Raw genomic sequence first — 20,463 nt, 5'->3', positions numbered from 1 at the left:
GTTCGCAAGCCAGAAGCCCCATCGACGGGTCTTGAGGGACACGCTAAGAATGAAGCGTAAGGATCCCTCGGTTTCGGCCGTGAAATCAGCGAGAATACCACTAGCATGACGTTCCCATCCAACCGCCACAAGCGGCTGTTCATAGTCATCTCCGCGCGTTGGCAACGGCGGGCCATTTTCCTGCTGGGCGGCATTGCGGTTGGTGCTGCGGCTGTCGCGCTCGCACAGCTCGCCGATGTGGCACAGATTGCGTTTTCCACGCTGGTGTCGCATTTTCGATATGCCTCGCTTGTGGTGGCGCCGGCTGGATTTGCGCTGTCGGTATTCCTGACCAACCGCCTGTTTCGAAACGCCCAGGGCAGCGGAATTCCGCAGGCCATCGCGGCACGCCATTTGACAGATCAGACCGCGCGCGAAGGTCTGGTCTCGCTGCGGATTGCAGCCGGCAAGATCATCCTGACCCTGTTGGGCCTGCTATGTGGCGCGTCGGTCGGGCGCGAGGGGCCGACCGTTCAGATCGGCGCCTCGATCATGTTCGCGATCGGCCGCTTCTCGCCGCGCCGTCAACCCGGCTTGATTCTTGCCGGTGCCGCGGCCGGAGTCGCGGCGGCCTTCAATACTCCGCTGGCCGGAATCGTATTCGGCATCGAGGAAATGAGCCGCGCGTTCGAGACGAGAACCAGCAGCCTGATTATCGGCGCGGTGATCGCTGCCGGTCTCACCTCGCTCGCACTGATGGGCAACTACACCTATTTCGGCACCAGCGCGATGGGCTTGCGCAACGGCATCGACTGGATGGCCATCCCCGTCTGCGGCGTGGTCGGAGGCCTCGCGGGAGGTCTTTTCAGCCGCATCCTGATCATGATGGCGCAAGGGTTCTCCAATCCGGTGGGGAGGGCGATCAAGCGCTACCCGGTCGGCTTTGCCGCGGTGTGCGGATTGGCGGCTGCGATCTGCAGTCTCGCCTCCGACGGGGCGATCTACGGCACCGGATATTCGCAGGTCAAAGCCGCTCTCGAAGGCGGAGCGCCGTTGTCGTCGAGCTTCAGCGTGTTGAAGTTCCTAGCGACGACGTTTTCGTCGATCAGCGGCATGCCGGGCGGCATCTTCTCCCCCTCGCTCGCGGTGGGCGCAGGGATCGGCTCCAACATCGCGGCGCTGTTTCACGGTGCGCCGCTGGCCGCGATCATGCTGCTCGGCATGGTTTCATATTTCGCAGGCGTCGTTCAGGCCCCCATTACCGCCTTCGTGATCGTGACTGAAATGACCGACAACCACGCGATGGTCGTGCCACTGATGACCGCTGCGTTGATCGCTCACGCCAGTTCGCGCTTGATTTGCAAGGAGGGGGTCTATCACGCACTCGCCAAGGGCTTCATCGAGCGGGCCTCACCGGCGCCAAAGATGCCTCCAGCTTGAATTTCTGCTCCTGCTGAGGCCCAAGCTTCAATGACCATCGGCACGTCGGCCCACGGGGATGGATCGGATGCTGCCCAAGTCGGTGGTCGACGCCGCGCTTAGCCGTAGCGGGATTGCGAGATTCTCGCTCGGGAGCGCGCGAGTGCTTAGCGTCGGAATTCATCCGGGCGGAAGAGGTGGGCAGCGATCACCAGCGTCAGACTGTGTCGCGTGTCGTTGTAGCGCTGCGAGGCGATCGAGCTGGCCCGCAAGCCCCTTGAGACTTCGCGAGATGTTCTTCATGACTGCGACGCAGTCGTGCGAAAGACCGGACTGTTCGGAGAGACGCTTGTATTCTGCCGCGTACCTCTCGCAATCCTTTCCTGTCAACATGGCGCGAACTTCCAATGGTGGAATTGAACTATATATAAAATTGGCCGGCATGGGCGGGTAACATTTGCGATAGATCAAAACCGAAAATGCGGGGCAGTTTAGAGCGCCTTGTCGCACGGCGCCTGCGACAAAGTAACCCGACGGGCAATTTTTCGTTTCGCGTTTGACCCAACTCAGCAGTCTAATGCCTCTGTCTCACCCGCTTGAGGGGCGCTTCGCGATCGTCACGAGTGTTGGGTCGAGATGCGGTGGACGCCGAGCGTGTGACTGACGAGCACGCGTAAGGCGGACGGTGAAGTCGTGTGGTTCCGACGCCCCAGTGGCAGGTGTCTCCTCGCAAGATGCGGAACGCATCTTTGCGAAGACGGTGACAAAAAAGCCAAGTCTCGCCGGGGAGAGCACGAAGTAAGCCGTAACCCATCGCGCAGGGAAAGCCGGGATTGCTCCGGTTTCACCTGTGGTCCTATCTCCCGTGCTTTCCATTTGCACGGGACCCATGGGTGCGATCGGCACCCGGCTTTCCCTGCGCCCTCTGCTCGATGAGAGGGCAGAACGAAATGCAAAAACTCGGACAAATCATGTCGCGAGAATGCGGACCCATATCCTCTCATACCAATGGCCCTAAGGATTGACTGTTGCCCAAGTGCGGCTTGTGATTGAGGCGATGCGATCTGGATCATTTGCGAAGAAGTTCCAGGCTTCGCAGGTCTTGGCGACGATATCGTCGTAGTCGTCGAAGACGGTGATGGCGAGCTTGTTGGCGCGCAGGTACTGCCAGACGTTTTCAATCGGATTGAGCTCGGGCGCATAAGGCGGCAGCTGTAACAGAGTGATATTTTCCGGAGCTCGGACGGTGCCGGCACTGTGATAGCCGGCGCCGTCGAAGACGAGAACGGCATGTGCGTCGGGTGCAACTTTGCGGCTGATTGCCTCCAAATGCAGTGACATCGCCTCTGCATTTGCCGTCGGCATGACAAGACCCGCGGCGACGCCACGTTGAGGACAGGCGGCACCGAAGAGATAAGCCCAATCGTAACGTCGATCGCGCGGCGCGCGAGGCCGTGAGCCACGCTTGGCCCACACGCGTGTCAGCGTGCCCTGCTGGCCGATCCGCGCCTCGTCCTGGAACCAGATTTCGATCGGCTTGCCTTGGGCGTGAGCGGGGAGCGTTGTCGTGAGGGTCGTAGCAAAGTTTTTTTGAACGCTTCCTGAGCCGCTTCATCGGCTTGCGGATGGCGCGGCCGCACCGAGAGCCGGCGGTACCCGAGCTTGGCCAGAACCTTGCCGACCGAACGTTCGTGCAGTTTGACGCCAAACCGCCGCTCAAGCGCGTCGCGCAAATCCACCCGCCGCCAACGTACGACCCCATGCTGCTCAGGATCGGGACCGGCCTCGACCAACGCGGCCAATTCGGCCTGCTGCTCTGTCGTCAGCCGCGACCGCGGTCCCGTCGGTTTGCGCGACCGCAGTCCCGCCAAGCCTTCGGCGTTATAACGATGCACCCAGTCCCGCAGGGTCTGACGATCCATCCCGCAACTTTCGGCTGCCTTCTTGCGGTCCGCGCCCTCCAGCACAAGCGCAAGCGCCAATATCCGCCGCGCTACCGTACTATTCTTCTCTCTGCGCGCCGCCTTCCGAAGCTCGCCCGCGGTCAAATCAAGCCGCGTAATCGCTACCGCTGCCCCCATCGATATTGCTCCTGTCTACGCAGCAACATCGATTCAGAAACTCACTGATTTGGGAATCCCAAATGTGAGTCAAATCCGGGGGCCGTTGGTATCAGTCGTCATGCTCCGCGCATGCGAGGCATCCAGTACGCCGCGGCCTCTCGGTTCAAGTCCCGGCGTCACTGGAGTACTGGATCACCCGCATGCACGGGTGATGACATCGTGGACAGACTCACTGATACGTGCAGAGGAACGCCGGACCTCAATTCCGGAACGAGGGATCCACGCGGTCGAGCTTGCGCAGCAAAGCGGGCCAGGCGAGCTCGCCGTTGCGCGCGGCACGGCCGGGCTTGGGCAGCATCCGCTCATAGGTGTCTTCGAGGATGTTCTGCGGCGGATAGACCAGCTTTGTGTTGCAGGACAGGGCCATGACCTGGGTCTGGCAGGCGCGTTCGAGGCGGAACAGCACGTTGAATGCGGCCGGCACGGAGCGGCCGACGACCAGCAGGCCGTGGTTGCGCAGGATCATCGCCTCGTTGTCGTCGAGGTCGCGGACGAGCCGCTCACGCTCGTCGATATTGTCGGCGATGCCTTCGAAGTCGTGATAGGCGATGTGCAGGAAGCGCATCGAGGTCTGCGCAATCGGCAGCAGGCCGCATTCCATCGCCGAGACCGCCATGCCGGCCGGCGTGTGGGTGTGCGCGACGCAGTCGATGTCGTGCTTGGCCATGTGGATGGCGCTGTGAATGACAAAGCCCGCGACGTTGACGTCATAGTCTGTTGCGTTGAACAGCGTGTTGCCCTCGACGTCCACCCTGATCAGGCAGGACGCGTCGATTTCTTCGTAGAGCATGCCGTAGGGATTGATCAGGAATTGGTCTGTGGTGCCGGGAACGCGGCAGGAGATGTGGTTGGCGATCATCTCGGTCATGCCGTACATCGCCGTCAACCGGTAGCAAGCGGCGAGATCGACGCGGGCCTGCCATTCCTCTGCGCTCACCTGATCGCGAACCGATTTGGCGACCTTGATCGCAGGCGAACTGACGGGCGGGTTCATGCGTTCTCTCCTGAAGAAATGGAGCGGGCCGAGGCCGCTGATTGGACGGAAAGATAGCAGAATTCGCCTGAGGGAAAGCCGGACCTCGTCAGCTTATTTGCAGGTCTGGCGGGCAAAATCCGAATGCGCCATTGGCGCGCGCCGGGATCGATGTCAGTATGCAGGAAAAGAGCCGAGGCGCCCAAAATGAGCGATCGCAAGATACGTATCGCCGTCCTGCAATTCTCCCACGAAACCGTCTCCTTCCTGCCGAACGAGACCACGCGCGACGACTTCATCTGTCCGGGCTCGCCGGCCAAGGGCGAGGCGTTGCTGCGCTCCGATCCCACCAACTACATGGGTGGCTCACGCAGTTCTATCCCTACGGCAATCCGGGCTTTTCCGTGTGACGGCGAGGAGCGATATCATGACTGACGGCCGCTATCGCCTGATCGGATCGACCGCGTCACCCTATGCGATCAAGCTGCGCGCGCTGATGCGTTACCGACGGATTCCGCATGACTGGGTCATCATGACCAAGGCATTGCGCAAGGCGACCGCGCATCTGAAGCCGATGCTGATCCCGGTGCTGCAATATCCCGACGGCAGCTATCGCGGTGAGACCACGGCGCTCGCCCATGATCTGGAAGCGCGGCATCAGGGACGTTCGGTGATCCCTGACGACAAGGCGGTCGCCTTCGTCTGCGACCTGCTCGAGGACCTCGCCGACGAGTGGGCGGTGAAGCCGCTGTTTCTCTATCGTTGGTGGGATCCGGAGGACCAGGCCTATGTTTCGCGCTGGGCCGCCGAGGAATGGTCGACATCGGATGCCGAGACCGGCAGCCCGGAGGAGATCGAGGAATTCCGCGAGCGGCAGATCTCGCGCATGGTCATTCTCGGCGCGACCGCCGAGAACAAGCCGCTTCTGGAAGAGAGCCACCGCCGCATCCTCGCGGCCTTCGAGCCACATGTCGGCATGACGAATTATCTGTTCGGCAGCCGGCCGTCGCTGGCGGATTTTGCCTGGTTCGGACAACTGAGCGAGATGGCGACGGATCCCACGCCGATGCGGATCATGCGGCAGCGGGCGCCGTTCACCGATCATTGGGTGCGGCGGCTCGATGACGCGTCCGGCGTCGAAGGAGCGTGGTATTCGCGTGAGCAGGCGCTCGGCGGGTTCGCCGAAGCGCTGCTGCGGATCGCCGGCGAGCTCTATTTGCCGTTCCTGGTCGCCAATGCGGATGCCCACGCGAAAGGACTCGACCGGCTCGAGATCAACGTCTGGGGCCTGTCTTACGCGCTGGCGCCGTTCAAATATCAGGTCAAGTGCCTGCAGCAGCTTCGCGCGAAGTTCGCCGCGCTCGACGGCGCCGATCGTGCCGCCTTGAGGGGCGTACTCGAGCGCACCGGCTGCTGGGCCGTCCTGGACGGAGGGTGATCGTCAAGCCTTCGGAAAGTCCTTGCGCAGCGCGATCTCGGCTGCGTCGGCGGGGGACAGCACATTGCTGTCGAACGCCACCTGGCGCTCGGTCACGATGTCGTAGAGCGAAATCTGGTTGACCGGTTTGGCCAGCAGCAGCCGGATGCAGTCCGCCAGCGTGCCGTTGTAGACCAGGTAGGGCGCCTTGCTGGCGATCCGCTCGTTCCTGAGAGAAGGCCACTTCTTCAGGTCGGCTGGCGCATCATAGGAAATCGGGAGGCCTTCCTTGAACATGCCCGGCTCTCGATGCTCACGTCGCCGGCGAGGCTAGTCAAAGAGGGTAAACAGATTCGAAACGAGCGCGGTCGGTGTTCCCAGCTGAGTCTACTTGCGATGCCGGCTTCCGAGTGCGATCGCGATTGTCTCCGGGCGTTCGATCCGTTCGATCAGCATATCGATGCGGTCGCCGCCCCAGAACAGTTCGCCATTGAACACCATGCTCGGAACTCCGAACACGCCGAGCGCTTCGGCCTCGTCGATGATGCGGTCGTGCTCCGCGCGGGCGGGCCCGCGGACATAGGCCTCGAAGTCGCCGGCGGAGCCGCCAATCGAGGAAATCACGCCGGCAATCTCGGCTAGGTCGTCGATCTCCAGCTCATGGTTCCAGAACCGCCGGAACACCGTGTCGTGGTACGGCCGGAACAATCCATGGCGCTGCGCGAACAGCATTCCGGCGCTGGAATAGAACGCGTCGTAGATTCGGCGCGGGCCCTTCATGATGAGGCCTTGTGCGTTGGCGAAGCGCCGCGCGTCCATATAGGAGTAGCGCACCTTGCGCCAGAAATGCGGCGTCCGCTCCTCGACCGTGCCCATGAATTCGGGAATGCGCAGGGTGTACGGAAGCCATTCCAGTTCAGCGCCGTATTTCTCCTCGAGCTCGAACAGTCGCTTGTTGGCGACGTAGGCATACGGACTCTTGTAGTCGGTGTAGATGCGTACCCGCGGCTTTTCCATCATCGATCCTCGCTTGCTCAGGGCGATTGTTCCCGATCGGAAGCAACGACGCAAATGCGAGGTGGCGATCCCGGACGGGAGAGCGCAAACGAACGGGCCCCGGTGCATTCAAGCATCGCGGGGCCCTGCAACTTCGTTTTAGCGAAGGATATCTGGTACACACCAGTAGTATTTCGGGACCCAAAGCGCTTGGCCTTTGCGCTCCTGTCCTGCGGATATGTTCAGATTGTCGGCGGCGCGACGTAGCTAGCAGCTGCTGTTCGCTTCAACGTGCGCCGAGACCTTGCCGCTGAGCAAGGTCGCTGGCTTTCGCCGGTGGCGTCATGCTCCTCTCCAAGGGTGGTCCGACGGACATCTGTCCGCTTCTACTGCGTGCCGGCAGACCATATGATCCGCCGTCATTTCCTGCGACGTGGGGAGCACTCGCTCCGTCACCTCAACAGGTGCATTGCGCAAATGCTGCGGCAGATATCGCGACCTGTCAAGTTAAGGAGAAGGCGATTCAGGTCAGGTTCCCTGTCAGGCTCTGGTCTGGCGATATTGGCTGAAATCCGGATCGTGGGTCATTCTCCAGTAGTCGACGAATCGCCACGGCATCGCCGAGAACACCCGCCCTCGGCTGTTGCGGTAGTAGGTCGTCATGCCCGGATGCGTCCAGATCAACTGCTCATGCTCGGCGTCGACCTCGCGGACATACTGATCATGCGCGTCAGGATGCACGTCGATCGCCGCGATGTCGTTCTCGATCATCTCGACCAGACAGGCGGAGATGTAGCGGCTCTGGCATTCGGACTGGAAGATCACGCTGCCGCCGTGCGCGGGTCCGGAGTTGGGTCCGAGCATCAGGAAGAGATTGGGAAAGTCCGGCACGGTGAGTCCGAGATATGCGGTCGGATTGTCGTCGCGCCAGACCTGCTTGAGGTTCTTGCCGTCGCGCCCGGTGATGTTCAGTCGCGCGGCCATCTCGGAGACCTTGAAGCCGGTCGAGATCACGATGATGTCGTGCGGCCGCAGCCTGCCGTCGGCGGTGACGATGCCTTCCGGTGCGAAGTGGTCGATCGTGTCGGTGACGAGTTCGACGTTCGGCTTGGTCAGCGTCTTGAACCAGTTGTTGTCGAGCAGGATGCGCTTGCCGTAGGGCGGGTAGGTCGGCACGCATTTCTCGATCAGGTCGGGGCGATCCTTCAATTCCGACAGGATGAAATCGGTCAGTTCCTGCCGATGCCGATCGTTGCCCTTGTTGACGGCGCGGTCCGGATGCGGCCAGGCCGGATCCTTGCGCAGGAATGGCAGCAAACCGTCGCCGTAGCGCCAGAACATGTTGAAGCGGTACCACTGCACATAGAACGGCAGATGCGCGAGCAGCCATTGCGCGCCGTCGGTGATCGGATCGGAATAGCCCTTCACCGGGCGCGCCCACTGCGCGGTGCGCTGATAGACGGTCACCGAGGCGACACGATCGGCAATTGACGGCACGAGCTGCATCGCGGTCGCGCCGGTGCCGATCACCGCGACATGCTTGCCGTCGAGCTTGATGTCGTCGGACCACAGCGACGAATGAACCGTCAGGCCCTTGAAATCCTCGTCTCCTCTGAAGCGGGCCGGCGAGGGATCGTTGAGCTGGCCGATCGCGCTGACCAGCGCGGTCGACTCGAAAGTCTCTTCACCGTTGTGTGTCTTGAGGGTCGAGATCCAGCGCCGTTTGCCCTCATCCCAGCGCGCGGCGACGAGCTCGGTGTTGAGGCGGACGTTCTTGCGGATGCCATATTCGCGCACGACCTTGAGCAGATAGTCCAGCAACTCCTGGCGCTGCGCGAAATAGCGCGTCCATGGATTGCGTGCGCCGAAGGAGAAGGAATAGGAGTGGTTCGGCGTATCGACGCCGCAACCGGGATAGCGGTTGACGTACCAGGTGCCGCCGATCTCGTCTTCCTTCTCGACGATCGTGTAGGGGATGCCGAGCCGTCCGAGCGCGACACCGAGCGCAATCGCGCAGACGCCGGCGCCGACGATCAGCACATGCTGCCGCGCCAACGTCTCGTCGGAGGGGCGCTTTTGCCAGCGCGCGTCGCGGGGGATGAAGCCCATCTCTTCGCGCATCAACGGCGCATATTCCGCCGCAACGTTTTCACCAAGCGTTGCCCGCATCATCCTCAGCATCAGTTCGTCGCCGGGATCGCTGATGATGGGCTTGGGTGTACCGTGCGCGAACAGATTGAGCACGGCCGCACGGATCTCATCCTGGATCTCCCTCGGCACGCCGGCATCGGGATCGGGGATCAGGCGGACGTCGCGCTTCGGCTTGTAGGGAGGCTCCAGCCACTTCTCGTCGCCGGTCATGTGCACCAGCACCATCAGCAGCACGCGGATATCGCCTTCCGCGATGGCGGAGGACAGATCGAGGGTCTTGCGCGGAAGCTCGATGTTCATGCGTTGTTGTTCCTAGCTGACCGGCGCGTCCGGCAGGCCGCCATAGGCCGCCCAGGTGGTGCCCGCGATGTAGCCGGCGTCGACCGGCAGGTTGATGCCGGTGAGGCCGCTGCTCAGGGGCGAGAGCAGCCAGACGATCGCCTGCGCTACCTCCATCGGCTCGACCAGCCGGTTCATGGCGGTCGGGCGCGCGAGCATGTCCTTGTTCAGGGCGCCCGATGCGATGCCGGCCTCGAGCGCCGCGGTGCGGGTGAAGCCGGGCGACACCGCGTTGACGCGGATGCCGACGCGGCCCCATTCGGCGGCGAGTGTCTGTGTGATCTGGATGACGCCGGCCTTCGCCGCCGTATAGGCATGGATCGGTCCCGAGGTCATGCCGGCGACCGAGGCGACGTTGACGATCGCACCGTGTCGCCGCTTCGCCATACCGACGCCGACGCTGCGCGCGACCAGGAACGTGCCGCGCAGGTCGATGTTGACCTCGTGGTCCCATTGCTCCATCCGCACCCGCTCGATCGAATGCATCTTGCCGAACACGCCGGCGGCGTTGACGAGGCCCGTGATCGGACCGTGCGCCTTCTCGATATCGGCGACGCCGGCGACGACGGCACTTTCACTCGCGACGTCGAACGGCGCCGGCCAAAGGATGACCGTGGTTCCGACCAGCGGCTCGGGTGCGATGTCGACGATGACGACGTGATGGCCCTGATCAGCAAGCAGGGACGCGGTCGCCGCGCCGATGCCACGGCTGCCGCCGGTGACGAGGATGGTGCCGTCAGCGCTCACGACTTTCGTTCCTTGCCGCTGGCGGCGAACAGGCCGCGCGTCACCAGCTTCTGGTACGCGGAGATAACGTAATCGGGCACCGCGGTGACGCCTCGTTCGGAATACGAGTAACGGCGGCTGAGATAGCCCCGCGCACCCATCAACACCTGAACGATGGCCTCGAACTCCTCATCGCTGAACGTGTTGGTGGCTCCCGCAGCCCGTGCACGCTGGAGGATCCGCACATAAGCGCTCGAGATGTTGTCGAAGTGCTTCTGATAGCCGATTGGCGCGAAGAACTCGGCCTCGTTGAGGATGCGCAGGAACTCCGGCACCTCGCGGATGAAATCGAAGAATGCGCTGAAGCGCTCGATCTCCTGGCGTGCAGCGTCGGCAGTCCCGGTCCGGGCACGGATGAAGCGAACCATGTCGAGGCCGATCTTCGGCAGCAATTGATCGAGTAGTTCCTGGCGGTTCTCGAAGTGATTGTAGAAGGTGCCTTGCGCGACACCGGCGGCTTCCGTGATGCGGGCAACGGATGCTTCGGCGTAGCCGTATTTGCCAACGATCTTGGTCGCGGCGTCGAAGATCTTCTGCTTGGTCCAGGCGTTGCGCTCGACCCGGTTGAGCTTTGTCACCTTGGCGGATGTGGCTTGCGTCATGCGATGGCCTCGAGTTCGGTGCGGAGAACGCGCTTGAGCACCTTGCCGGACGGGTTGCGCGGCAGGCTGTCGCGAATGATCAATTGCTTCGGCACCTTGAAGCCGGCGAGCCGGGCACGGCAGTAGTCAGTAAGAGCGGGCAGGTCGAGCCTTGCGTCATCGGCGAGCACCACGATGGCAACCGGCTTTTCGCCCCAGCGGTCGTCGGGGAGGCCGACCACGGCGACCTCGCGCACCTCAGGCATTTCATAGATGACGCGCTCGACCTCGGAGGAGGCGATATTCTCGCCGCCCGAAATGATCATGTCCTTCTTGCGGTCGGTGAGATACAGGAAGCCGTCTTCGTCGAGATAGCCGATATCGCCGGTCCGGAACCAATCGCCGAAGAACGCGGACGCCGTCTTCTCCGGATCCTTCCAGTAGCCTTGGGTGACCTTCGGACCGCGCAGGCAGATCTCGCCGTTCTGACCAGCGGCCACACGCTTGCCGGCGTCGTCGCGGATTTCGATTTCGACATGGGCGATAGCACGGCCAGTCGAGCCGATTTTCTCGATCTCGCGCCCCGGCTCCATGAACGTGTCGCCGCCGCAGCTCTCGGTGAGGCCGTAGGCGTCGATGTAGCGTGCATTCCTGAAATACTCCGAGAAGGCGCGGATCCGCACCTCCGGCGTCTTTTCGCCGCCGCCGATCGCCCATTGCAGGCTGGAGACGTCGTAGCGCTCACGGTTCGGGCAGGTGAGCAGGGCGGTGGTCATGACCGGCGCGAACCACGCGGCATTCAGCTGCTCTCGCTCAATCGCGGCGAGCGCCGGTTCGGGCTCGAAGGTGCGATGAATGCACAGCATGCCGCCGTGCCAGAGCACGGCGATGCCGGGCAGGTCGAGCGCGCCGACATGATAGAGCGGACCGACAACGAGCAGTCGCGTATCCGCATTCAATCCGAGCACCAGCGTCTGGTCGGCGGATTTCCAGTAGATGTTCTCGTAGGTAAGCATCACCCCCTTGGGGCGATCGGTTGTGCCAGAGGTGTACATCAGCCGCATCAGGTCGCGCGGCTGGCACACATGCATCGGCGCCGGCGCGATGTCGGGCGCGAGGCTCGTGATGCTGGATTGCGCGACTTCGTCGAGCAGCACGACGGCTGCGCCGCCGGCCGCGATCGCCGCAAGCTCCTCGTCCGCGATCAGGAGGCGCGCGCCGGAATTGCCGACGATGTAGCCAACCTCGTCGGCCGACAGGCGATAGTTGATCGGCAGGAACACCGCGCCGATGTGGCTTACCGCGAACACCAGTTCGAGAAAGGCCGCGCTGTTCTTCATCAGGACGGCGACGACGTCGCCGGGACCGATGCCGCGTGCGGCCAGCCAGCCGCCGACCTGCCTGATCCGCAGGTCGAAGCTCGCATAGGAGATATCTTCGCCGCGATATTTCAGCGCACAGCGATCCGGCGTCCGCTTGGCATGAAAGGCGATGAAGCTGGAAAGATTGATCATTCGCCGCTCGACAAGGCCGGTTGCCGGCCGGTTTTCTCCCTGAATGAACTGTGACTCGTAATTCATATTTGGCTTGACGTCACCCCCCTTGCTCTGAAAACATCGTGGACACGGAGACGGAACGATCTCCAACAGGGATTTGGGAACGCGAACCCGACAGGGAGGGGAGAATGAAGAGAACCCGTAAACCGGGCGTCAGCCGGCGTGCGACTCTCGCGCTGATGGGCGCCGGTGCGGCGACCTTGGCTGCGCCATGGGTGGCGCGCGCACAGGCCAAGACGATCAAGATCGGCATGCCGACCATCCTGTCGGGCCGGGTGGCACAGCTCGGAACCTCCTCCCGAAACGCGGTGCTGCTGGAAGTGGAGAAGGTCAATGCGGCCGGCGGGCTCGCCGGCCGGCAGATCGAGATGGTGATCCGCGATTCCAAGGGGCAGCCGCAGGAAGCCGCCCGCATCGCGCGCGAGCTCGTCAACACCGACGGCTGCGAGATGCTGCTCGATGGCGAGGCGTCGTCGGGCTCGTTTGCAGTTCACGAGGTGGCGCGCGATCTCGGCGTGCTCTGCATCCACACCTGCTCGGAGGCCTCGTCGCTGACGGCCGACCCCAAGCAGCACATCCCGAATGCATTCCGTTGCGTCCGCCAGGGCATTCACGACTCGATCGTCGGCGGCAGCTATGCGGCGTCGATCGCAAAGGCCAAGGGCCTGAAGAAATGGGCGACCTGCTCGCCTGATTATGCCTATGGCCGCGACACCACCGGCGAGTTCGTGCTGTATCTGAAGAAGTTCGCGCCCGATGTCGAGGTCATCAGCGAATCCTGGCCAAAGCTGTTCCAGCCCGACTACACCGACGTGATCACGAAGATCCTGCAAGCCAAGCCGCAGGCGCTCTATTCCTGCCTGTGGGGCGGCGATCTCACCTCCTACATCGACCAGGCCAACATCTATGCCATGTTCGCCCAGATGGAGGTGTTCGCGGTCAATATGGCCGACTACACCGCGCTCACCGTGGTGAAGAACCTGCCCAAGGGCATCCACTCCGGCGACCGCTACATCAAGACGTTCCCGCCGACACCGGAGAATGCGGCCTGGGGCGACGCCTACAAGGCGAAGTACAACGAGTATCCGACCAACTGGTCCTGGCAGAACGCAACGGCGGTCATGTTCCTCAACGAGGCCGTCAAGAAGGCGAATTCGACGGACGGCAAGAAGGTCGCGGAAGCACTGACCGGACTGACCATCAAATGTCCGTTCGGTGCCGATGGCACAGTCACCATGCGCGCCGACGACCATACGCTGGTCGGCTATGCGATCGGGTGGGGCACCACGATTCCGCAGGAGCCTTACGTGCCTGACGTGAAGGCCGGTGACTGGAAGACCATCTTCGAACTCGAGGCCGAGTGGAAGAAGAGCAAGGGTTACACCTGATCCGCATGCCAGGCGGGACAGCGATGGGCTGTCTCCGCCGGCCATCTGATGCTTGTCGCGCGCCGGCGTTGCGGCCGCCGTAATGGATGACTTCCCGTGGACCTCGACGCGCTCGCCAGTTGTTTCGCCAGTCCCGCTTGCCTGGTGACTCAAACCACCAGCGGCCTGATCATCGGCATGCTGCTGTTTCTCGTCGCCGTCGGGCTCACCCTGATCTTCGGTGTGCTCAAGGTGGTCAATTTCAGCCACGGCGCCTTCTATATGTTCGGCGCCTATTTCGCGATGACCGCCTACCAGCTCACGGGCAGCTTTGCGCTGGCGATGCTGAGCGGCGCCGTAGGTACGGCGATCCTTGGCCTGATCTTCGAACGCGCCTTCATGAGCCGGGTCTACGGCGCCGACGTCCTGATGCAGCTCCTGGTCTGCTACGCTTTCGTGCTGATCTTCGATGACGTCGTCCGCATGATCTGGGGGCCGGAATTCAAATCGATGGGCATGCCGGCCGCATTCCAGGTCGCGCCGCTGTTCATCGCCGGTGGCGTGGTGCCGCCATATTATCTGCTGCTGATCGGCGTCGCGCTGGCTGCTGCCGTGGTTCTTGGGCTCGGGCTGGCGCGCACCAGGATCGGCAAGGTGATCCGCGCCGCGGCACATAATCCGGGAATGGTGTCCGCACTCGGCATCAACACCGGACTGATCTATGGCGGTGTGTTCGCGCTCGGCGGCATGCTGGCGGGGTTGGCTGGCGCGCTGGCAGCGCCCGTGCGTTCGTTGACGCCGGGCATGGGGTTCTCGGTACTGATAGAGTCCTTCATCGTCACCGTGATCGGCGGCATGGGCTCGATCCTGGGCGCGCTACTCGGGGCACTCCTGATCGGCCTGATCCGCTCATTCGGATCGCTCGGCTTTCCGCTGTTCACCGAAGGGCTGATGTATCTCTTCATGGTGATCGTGCTGGTGTCGCGCCCAACCGGCCTGTTCGGCAAGGAGGTCGCATGACCGAATTGCAGGCCAGTGAGTGCGCTCGGGTCGTCAAGGTGCCCCGCATCGATGCCAGGCCACAACGCTTTCGCGATATCCTGATCGCGCTCGCGGCCTTCGTCGTGCTGGCGCTCTTGCCGACCATCTTCGGCAGCAAGCAACTGCTCGACTTCGTGATCCGCTGCGCGGCCTATGGACTGTTTGCGACCTCGCTCAACCTGCTGGTCGGCTACACCGGGATGATTTCGTTCGGCCATGGCATGTTCTTCGGCCTGGGCGCCTATGGCTTCGGCCTGATGATGCAGAAGACCGGCGTGTCGATCCCGGTGGCCTTTGTTGCAACTCTGGCGATGACGTTGGTCGTTGCCGCCGTGATCGGCGCGATCTGCGTGCGGCTGAAGGAGATCTATTTCGCCTTCGTCACACTGGCATTCCAGATGCTGATCCATTCGACCATCCTGTCGTGGCAATCGCTGACCGGTGGCGATCAGGGCCTGCGCGGCGGCATTCCGCGACCGCCATTCCTCGGCATCGATCTGTCGCACCCCCTGCATCTCTACATCGCGAGCTGTGCGTTGCTCGTGATCGGCCTGCTGCTGATGCGCCAGATCGCGCAGTCGCCATTCGGTTATACGCTGCGCATGATCCGCGACAACCCGACGCGCGCGAGCTTCATCGGAATCAATGTCTGGCGCGCGAAGCTGGTGATCTTCGTGCTTGCGGCGCTGTTCGCGTCGACCGGCGGCATGATCATGGCGCTGTTCGTTTCCGGCGCCTATCCCGAATTCGCTTACTGGACGATCTCGGGCGAGGGCATCTTCATCAACATGCTCGGCGGCGTCACCACGTTCCTCGGACCGATGGTGGGGACGGTGCTGCTGCTGATCCTCAACGACACCGTCACCCGCCTGACCGAATATCACGGCATCGTGCTGGGCATCGTGATCCTGTTCTTTGCCATCGGCCTGCGGAAGGGGCTGATGGACTTCGTCGTCGAATGGTACGGCCATCGTCGCAGTGAAACCGGGGAGCGCGCGCCATGACGACAAAGGGACGGGTCAGCGTGGTCACCGGCGGCGCGAGCGGCATCGGCGCGGCGTGCGTCCGTGAGCTTGCAGCGTCAGGCGATCTGGTGGCGGTCGTCGACCGCGATATGACGAAGGCTCAGGCGGTTGCGGCCGAGGTCGGCGGCAAGGCGTTTGCCACCGATGTCGCGGACGAGCGCAGCGTCGAGGCCTGTGCGGCCGCGGTCGAGCGGGACTGCGGTCCGGTCGACGTGCTGGTCAACAGCGCCGGGATCATCCAGGTGCCGGTTCGGCCGCACGAGCTGCCGATGACCTCATGGGACGATGTCGTGCGCGTCGACCAGCGCGGCACCTACGTCGCCTGCGTCGCCTTTGCGCGGCAGATGATCGCGCGCAAGCGCGGCAGCATCGTCAACATCGCCTCGATCGCCGGCATGCGGTCGATGCCGCTGCACGCCTATGCGCCAGCCAAGGCCGCCGTGATCGCGATCACGGAATGTCTGGCGGCCGAGTGGGGGCCGTCCGGCATTCGCGTCAACGCGGTGTCTCCCGGCTACACGCTCACACCGGCGTTGAAGAATGCGATCGATCGCGGGGAGCGGGATGTCTCCGCCCTGGCGGCCAATGCGGCCTTGCGTCGTCTGGTCGATCCTGCGGAGATCGGCCGTGTGGTCGCATTCCTTGCATCGAGTGCCGCGTCGGCCATGACCGGCGCCAACGTTCCGGTCGATTGCGGCTGGCTCGCCGCCACCTCGTGGAGCACCTATGGCGGCTTGCGGGAGGCGAACGGCTGACCATGCTGGAGATCCGCTCCCTCTCGAAATCCTTTGGCGGCGTCAAGGCAACCGACAACGTCTCGCTCGACTTTGCCGACGGGTCGCTCACCGCCGTGATCGGTCCGAACGGCGCCGGCAAGAGCACGTTCTTCAACATGATCACAGGCGCGCTGAGGCCGGATGCCGGCCAGATCCTGCTCAATGGTGTCGACATGGCGGGCAAGGCGCCGCCCGAGATCGTGCGTCACGGCATCGGCCGCGCCTTTCAGGTTGCGAGCATCTTCCCGTCGCTGACGGTGGAGGAGACGATGCTGGCCGCGGTCTGCGCCGACCAACGCCGGGCCGGCGTGATGCATCGCCGCTTTCCTTTGGCCGAGACGCGGGACCGCGCCGAGCATGCCATGGAGCTGCTCGGCCTCGTCAACAAGCGCAACAGAACCGCCGCCACGCTATCGCACGGCGACCAGAAGCTGCTCGATATCGCGCTCGCGCTGGTGCTCGAACCGAAGGTGCTGCTGCTTGACGAGCCGACCGCAGGCATGGGCCCCGAAGAGCGCTGGCGCATGATCGACAAGGTGCGCGAGCTCTGGGAGAAGCAGAAGATCACGGTCGTGTTCATCGAGCACGACATGGACATCGTGTTCAAGATCGCACCCGAGATCGTCGTGCTGTGCTACGGCCGGATTCTGGCGACCGGCACGCCGGACGCGATCCGCCGGAACGATGCTGTGATCGAGGCCTATCTCGGCAGCGAAGACCATGCGGGAGCTGTCGCATGAGCGCGCAGCCGGTGGTGCAGGTCGAGGACCTCGACGTCTACTACGGCACCAGCCAGATCCTGTTCGGCGTCGGCCTGTCGGTGCGGCAGGGCGAGACCATGGCGCTGTTGGGACGCAACGGCGCCGGCAAGTCGACGACCATGAAGGCGATCATGGGACTGGCGCCTGCGCGCCGCGGCAGGGTGACCTTGCGCGGCAATGTGGTGTCGGGGATGAAGCCGCATCACATCGCGCGGGCCGGGCTCGGCTTCGTGCCGGAAGACCGCCAGATCTTTCCCGAGCATACGGTCGAGGACAACCTCGTCATCGGCCAGAAGAGAGGGCCGAACGGCGAGGACGAATGGTCGATCCGTCGCGTCTATGATGTGTTTCCGCTGCTGGAGCCGCTGCGGCACCGGATCGCCGGCCGGCTGTCCGGCGGCGAGCAGCAGATGCTGGCGATCGCCCGCACGCTAATGGGCAATCCGGTGCTCCTGTTGCTGGACGAGCCGAGCGAGGGGCTGGCGCCGATCATCGTGCAGCGAATCGGCGACCTGTTGCGGCAGCTCCGCGGCGCTGGTGCCACGGTATTGATCGCCGAGCAAAACATGCATTTTTGCCTTGGCCTTGCGAGCCACGCGACGGTTATCGACAAGGGCCAGATCGTCTACACATCCTCCATCGAAGAGCTCAAGGCCAACGACAATATTCGGCAGCGCTATCTCGCGCTGTAAGGCCCTTCGCAAGCTGTGGGAGGATAAATGGCGGGCGAACGCAAGCTGACGCCGACGCATGAGGCGCCCTATCGGGGCTTGAAGGTGCTGGATTTCGGGCAGGGCATCGCGTCGCCCTATTGCGCGATGCTGCTCGGGGTCTATGGCGCCGATGTCATCAAGGTGGAGCCGCCCGAGGGCGACTGGTCGCGCTATCTCGGGACGACCTACGGCAATCATACCACTCTGTCGGCCGTCTATAACCGCGGCAAGCGCAGCCTGTGCCTGGACATGAAGCACAAGGACGGCATTGCGATCGCGCAGCGGCTGGCGAAGGAAGCGGACGTTCTGATCGAGGGATTCCGGCCCGGCGTCGCCGAGCGGCTCGGGCTCGGCTATGAGAGCCTGTCGTGCGACAATCCCGGCCTAGTCTATCTGTCGGTCAGCGGCTTCGGGCAGAGCGGGCCGTATGCCAAGCGGCCCGGTTCGGATTCGGTGGCTCAGGCATTTTCGGGGCTGGTCTCCGTTAATGTCGGCACCGATGGCGTGCCGCATCGGGTTGGCACCACGATCTCCGACGTCGTCACCGGCGTCTATTCCTTTCAGGCAATTGCCACGACCCTGTTCGCGCGTGCGACCGTCGGCACTGGCCGCTGGATCGACGTCAATCTATGCCAGTCGACGGCGGCGCTGCTCGGTCACAAAGTGGCCGAGTTCATCCTCGAAGGCGGCGCGCCGCGCGCGCTCAATGTGCCGGCCGGCACCTATCAGACGCGGGACGGCTGGATGATGGTGACGCTGGTAAACGAGCCGCAGTACAAGCGCCTGTGCGCAGCGGTCGGCCGCGAGGATCTCGCCAGCGATCCACGCTTCGCCGATTTCGCCCGGCGCGCCGATGCGGCCGACGCGCTGATCCCGCAGTTGCGAGAGGTCTTTCTGACCCAGCCGACGGAGGCTTGGCTGACGCGGCTGCATGGCGCCGATATCATCGCAGAGCGCATCCTCAATCCGGGCGAATGGTTGCGCAACGCCCATGTCGAGGCGACCAAAGCGTCGGTGTGCCAGGATACGCCCGGCGTCGGCCCGGTCTACACGCCGCGGACGCCGGGGATCGCGAGCCTGTCCGAGGATCGGCTCTGTCCCGCGCCGGATGTCGGGCAGGACAGCCATGCAGTGCTTGTCGAGGCCGGCTTTGCGCCTGCCGCGATCGACCGGCTGCTGCAATCTGGCGCCGTGCGGCAGGCCAAGAAATAACGAAGGCAAGCATTCATGAGTACAGATCTCGTACGCTACTCGGTGAGAGACCAAATCGCCGAAATCATGCTGGATCGCGGGCCGGTCAATGCGCTCAGCCTGCCCTTGATCGACGCGTTGCTGGCGGCGCTGGCCAAGGCGCGCGATGATGAGACTGTCCGCGCCGTCATCATCGGCAGCGCCCATAAGGTGTTCTGCGCCGGCCTCGATCTCGACATCGTCAGGGGCAAGCCTGCGATCGAGACCAAGACGTTCCTGGAGCGTCTCTACTTCGCGCTGAATGACATGCAGTACCGCATGGGCAAGCCGACGATTGCGGCTGTCGATGGCGCGGTGCGGGCCGGCGGCATGACGATCGCGATTTCCTGCGACATGATCATCGCCGGTGACGGCTCGACCTTCGGCTATCCCGAGATCGACGTCGGCCTGATCCCGGCGATCCACTTCGTGCAGCTGCCGCGGCTGGTCGGAAAGCACCACGCCTTCGCCCCCTTGTTCCTCGGCGAGCCCTTCGATGCAGCCACCGCCTATCGCATGGGCCTGCTCAGCGAAGTCGTGCCGAAAGGCACGGCGCTCGATCGCGCCCGCGAGATCGCGCGCAAGTTTGCGACGAAGTCGCCGATCGTGATGAAGATCGGCCGTGACGCCTTCATGCGCGCGGTCGATGCGGATTTCCGCCGGTCGGTCGAGAACACGGCGGAAAGCTTCGTCGTCGTCGCGTCGACCGAGGATTGTCAGGAAGGACTGAATGCGTTCGTCGAGAAGCGGACGCCCAACTACAAGGGACGGTAAATGGCCGGATTGTATTTCGAAGAGTTCGAGGTCGGGCAGGAGTTCCATCACGAGTTCAGCCGGACCGTGACGGAGATGGACAACACCATGTTCAGCCTGCTGACCATGAACCCGCAGCCGTTGCACCTCGATGCGCATTTCTCCGAGAAGACCGAGTTTGGGCAGCGGCTGTTCAACAGCCTCTACACGCTCGGCATCATGATCGGCATGAGCGTGTACGACACGACGCTGGGAACCACGGTCGGCAATCTCGGTATGACCGACGTCAAGTTTCCCAAGCCCGTCTTCCACGGCGACACGCTGAAGGCGCACACCAAGATCATCGGCAAGCGCGCCAGCAAGTCGCGGCCGAACCAGGGCCTAGTCGAGTTCGAGCACACCATGACCAATCAGCGCGGCGAGGTGGTGGCGAGCTGCCGTCGTACCGGCCTGATGCATTGCAAACCGAAGGCCTGA

20 protein-coding genes are annotated in these 20,463 nt (G+C 63.3%); 12 read left to right on the top strand and 8 right to left on the bottom strand.

Features of this window, described 5'->3' with window-relative positions:
- The first annotated feature begins 105 nt into the window (after positions 1-105).
- Entirely contained in the window at positions 106-1,419 is a 1,314-nt protein-coding gene (locus MTX19_RS28600; RefSeq protein WP_280980372.1) for a chloride channel protein, read from the top strand.
- Positions 1,420-2,412: 993 nt separating this feature from the next.
- On the opposite strand, the gene MTX19_RS28595 is transcribed toward MTX19_RS28600, so the two are convergent.
- Together MTX19_RS28595 and MTX19_RS28590 are read right to left on the bottom strand one after the other, a co-directional pair.
- A protein-coding gene (locus tag MTX19_RS28595) for an IS630 family transposase (RefSeq protein WP_280979624.1) occupies positions 2,413-3,479 on the bottom strand; the annotation gives its coding sequence in 2 pieces (ribosomal slippage) (positions 2,413-2,993 and positions 2,993-3,479; 1,068 coding nt in all).
- A 241-nt stretch (positions 3,480-3,720) separates the two neighbouring features.
- On the bottom strand, positions 3,721-4,515 hold the full coding sequence (locus MTX19_RS28590) for a class II aldolase/adducin family protein (protein ID WP_280980371.1): 795 nt from the start codon (positions 4,513-4,515) through the stop codon (positions 3,721-3,723).
- A gap of 186 nt (positions 4,516-4,701) precedes the next feature.
- Here MTX19_RS28590 and MTX19_RS28585 point away from each other — a divergent pair, with 186 nt between their 5' ends.
- Together MTX19_RS28585 and MTX19_RS28580 are read left to right on the top strand one after the other, a co-directional pair.
- Positions 4,702-4,929, top strand: coding sequence for a M81 family metallopeptidase (locus MTX19_RS28585; RefSeq protein ID WP_280980370.1), 228 nt, complete (start codon positions 4,702-4,704; stop codon positions 4,927-4,929).
- Complete coding sequence (locus MTX19_RS28580) at positions 4,922-5,932, top strand: glutathione S-transferase N-terminal domain-containing protein (RefSeq protein ID WP_280980369.1); 1,011 nt, start codon at positions 4,922-4,924, stop codon at positions 5,930-5,932. Before MTX19_RS28585 ends, MTX19_RS28580 begins: the two co-directional genes overlap by 8 nt.
- Before the next feature lie 3 nt (positions 5,933-5,935).
- Here MTX19_RS28580 and MTX19_RS28575 read toward each other — a convergent pair whose 3' ends face one another.
- The 6 genes from MTX19_RS28575 to MTX19_RS28550 all read right to left on the bottom strand — a co-directional run bounded on the left by MTX19_RS28575 (position 5,936) and on the right by MTX19_RS28550 (position 12,278).
- Positions 5,936-6,208: a hypothetical protein gene (locus MTX19_RS28575; protein WP_280980368.1), complete on the bottom strand. Its 273-nt coding sequence runs from the start codon at positions 6,206-6,208 to the stop codon at positions 5,936-5,938.
- A gap of 90 nt (positions 6,209-6,298) precedes the next feature.
- Entirely contained in the window at positions 6,299-6,928 is a 630-nt protein-coding gene (locus MTX19_RS28570) for a DsbA family protein (protein ID WP_280984901.1), read from the bottom strand.
- Positions 6,929-7,447: 519 nt separating this feature from the next.
- On the bottom strand, positions 7,448-9,358 hold the full coding sequence (locus MTX19_RS28565; RefSeq protein ID WP_280980367.1) for an NAD(P)/FAD-dependent oxidoreductase: 1,911 nt from the start codon (positions 9,356-9,358) through the stop codon (positions 7,448-7,450).
- Between the two features lie 12 nt (positions 9,359-9,370).
- On the bottom strand, positions 9,371-10,144 hold the full coding sequence (locus MTX19_RS28560; protein ID WP_280980366.1) for an SDR family oxidoreductase: 774 nt from the start codon (positions 10,142-10,144) through the stop codon (positions 9,371-9,373).
- On the bottom strand, positions 10,141-10,785 hold the full coding sequence (locus MTX19_RS28555) for a TetR/AcrR family transcriptional regulator (RefSeq protein WP_280980365.1): 645 nt from the start codon (positions 10,783-10,785) through the stop codon (positions 10,141-10,143). Before MTX19_RS28555 ends, MTX19_RS28560 begins: the two co-directional genes overlap by 4 nt.
- Complete coding sequence (locus MTX19_RS28550) at positions 10,782-12,278, bottom strand: AMP-binding protein (RefSeq protein WP_280980364.1); 1,497 nt, start codon at positions 12,276-12,278, stop codon at positions 10,782-10,784. The genes MTX19_RS28555 and MTX19_RS28550 overlap by 4 nt, the downstream gene beginning before the upstream one ends.
- A 170-nt stretch (positions 12,279-12,448) precedes the next feature.
- Here MTX19_RS28550 and MTX19_RS28545 point away from each other — a divergent pair, with 170 nt between their 5' ends.
- The 9 genes from MTX19_RS28545 (at position 12,449) to MTX19_RS28505 (ending at position 20,463) form a co-directional block, all read left to right on the top strand.
- Positions 12,449-13,708 (top strand): ABC transporter substrate-binding protein, encoded by a 1,260-nt coding sequence (locus MTX19_RS28545; RefSeq protein WP_280980363.1) that lies wholly within the window; start codon positions 12,449-12,451, stop codon positions 13,706-13,708.
- A gap of 96 nt (positions 13,709-13,804) precedes the next feature.
- Positions 13,805-14,707: a branched-chain amino acid ABC transporter permease gene (locus MTX19_RS28540; RefSeq protein ID WP_280980362.1), complete on the top strand. Its 903-nt coding sequence runs from the start codon at positions 13,805-13,807 to the stop codon at positions 14,705-14,707.
- Positions 14,704-15,732 (top strand): branched-chain amino acid ABC transporter permease, encoded by a 1,029-nt coding sequence (locus MTX19_RS28535; protein ID WP_280985581.1) that lies wholly within the window; start codon positions 14,704-14,706, stop codon positions 15,730-15,732. Before MTX19_RS28540 ends, MTX19_RS28535 begins: the two co-directional genes overlap by 4 nt.
- The gene (locus tag MTX19_RS28530; RefSeq protein WP_280980360.1) at positions 15,729-16,508 is read left to right on the top strand and encodes an SDR family oxidoreductase; all 780 of its coding nucleotides are present in this window, start codon (positions 15,729-15,731) and stop codon (positions 16,506-16,508) included. The genes MTX19_RS28535 and MTX19_RS28530 overlap by 4 nt, the downstream gene beginning before the upstream one ends.
- A 2-nt stretch (positions 16,509-16,510) precedes the next feature.
- Positions 16,511-17,269 (top strand): ABC transporter ATP-binding protein, encoded by a 759-nt coding sequence (locus MTX19_RS28525; protein WP_280980359.1) that lies wholly within the window; start codon positions 16,511-16,513, stop codon positions 17,267-17,269.
- Positions 17,266-17,982: an ABC transporter ATP-binding protein gene (locus tag MTX19_RS28520; RefSeq protein ID WP_280980358.1), complete on the top strand. Its 717-nt coding sequence runs from the start codon at positions 17,266-17,268 to the stop codon at positions 17,980-17,982. Before MTX19_RS28525 ends, MTX19_RS28520 begins: the two co-directional genes overlap by 4 nt.
- 27 nt (positions 17,983-18,009) lie before the next feature.
- A complete protein-coding gene (locus tag MTX19_RS28515) occupies positions 18,010-19,215 on the top strand; it encodes a CoA transferase (protein ID WP_280980357.1) in 1,206 nt (401 codons plus the stop codon).
- Positions 19,216-19,230: 15 nt separating this feature from the next.
- Positions 19,231-20,007, top strand: a complete 777-nt coding sequence (locus tag MTX19_RS28510; protein ID WP_280980356.1) for an enoyl-CoA hydratase/isomerase family protein — start codon at positions 19,231-19,233, stop codon at positions 20,005-20,007.
- Complete coding sequence (locus MTX19_RS28505; RefSeq protein WP_280972896.1) at positions 20,008-20,463, top strand: MaoC family dehydratase; 456 nt, start codon at positions 20,008-20,010, stop codon at positions 20,461-20,463.

The sequence above is a fragment of the Bradyrhizobium sp. ISRA464 genome, from assembly GCF_029910095.1.
Classification (GTDB): domain Bacteria; phylum Pseudomonadota; class Alphaproteobacteria; order Rhizobiales; family Xanthobacteraceae; genus Bradyrhizobium.
Note: the sequence above shows the minus strand (reverse complement) of the source record. Positions and strands in the feature narration are given on the sequence as shown.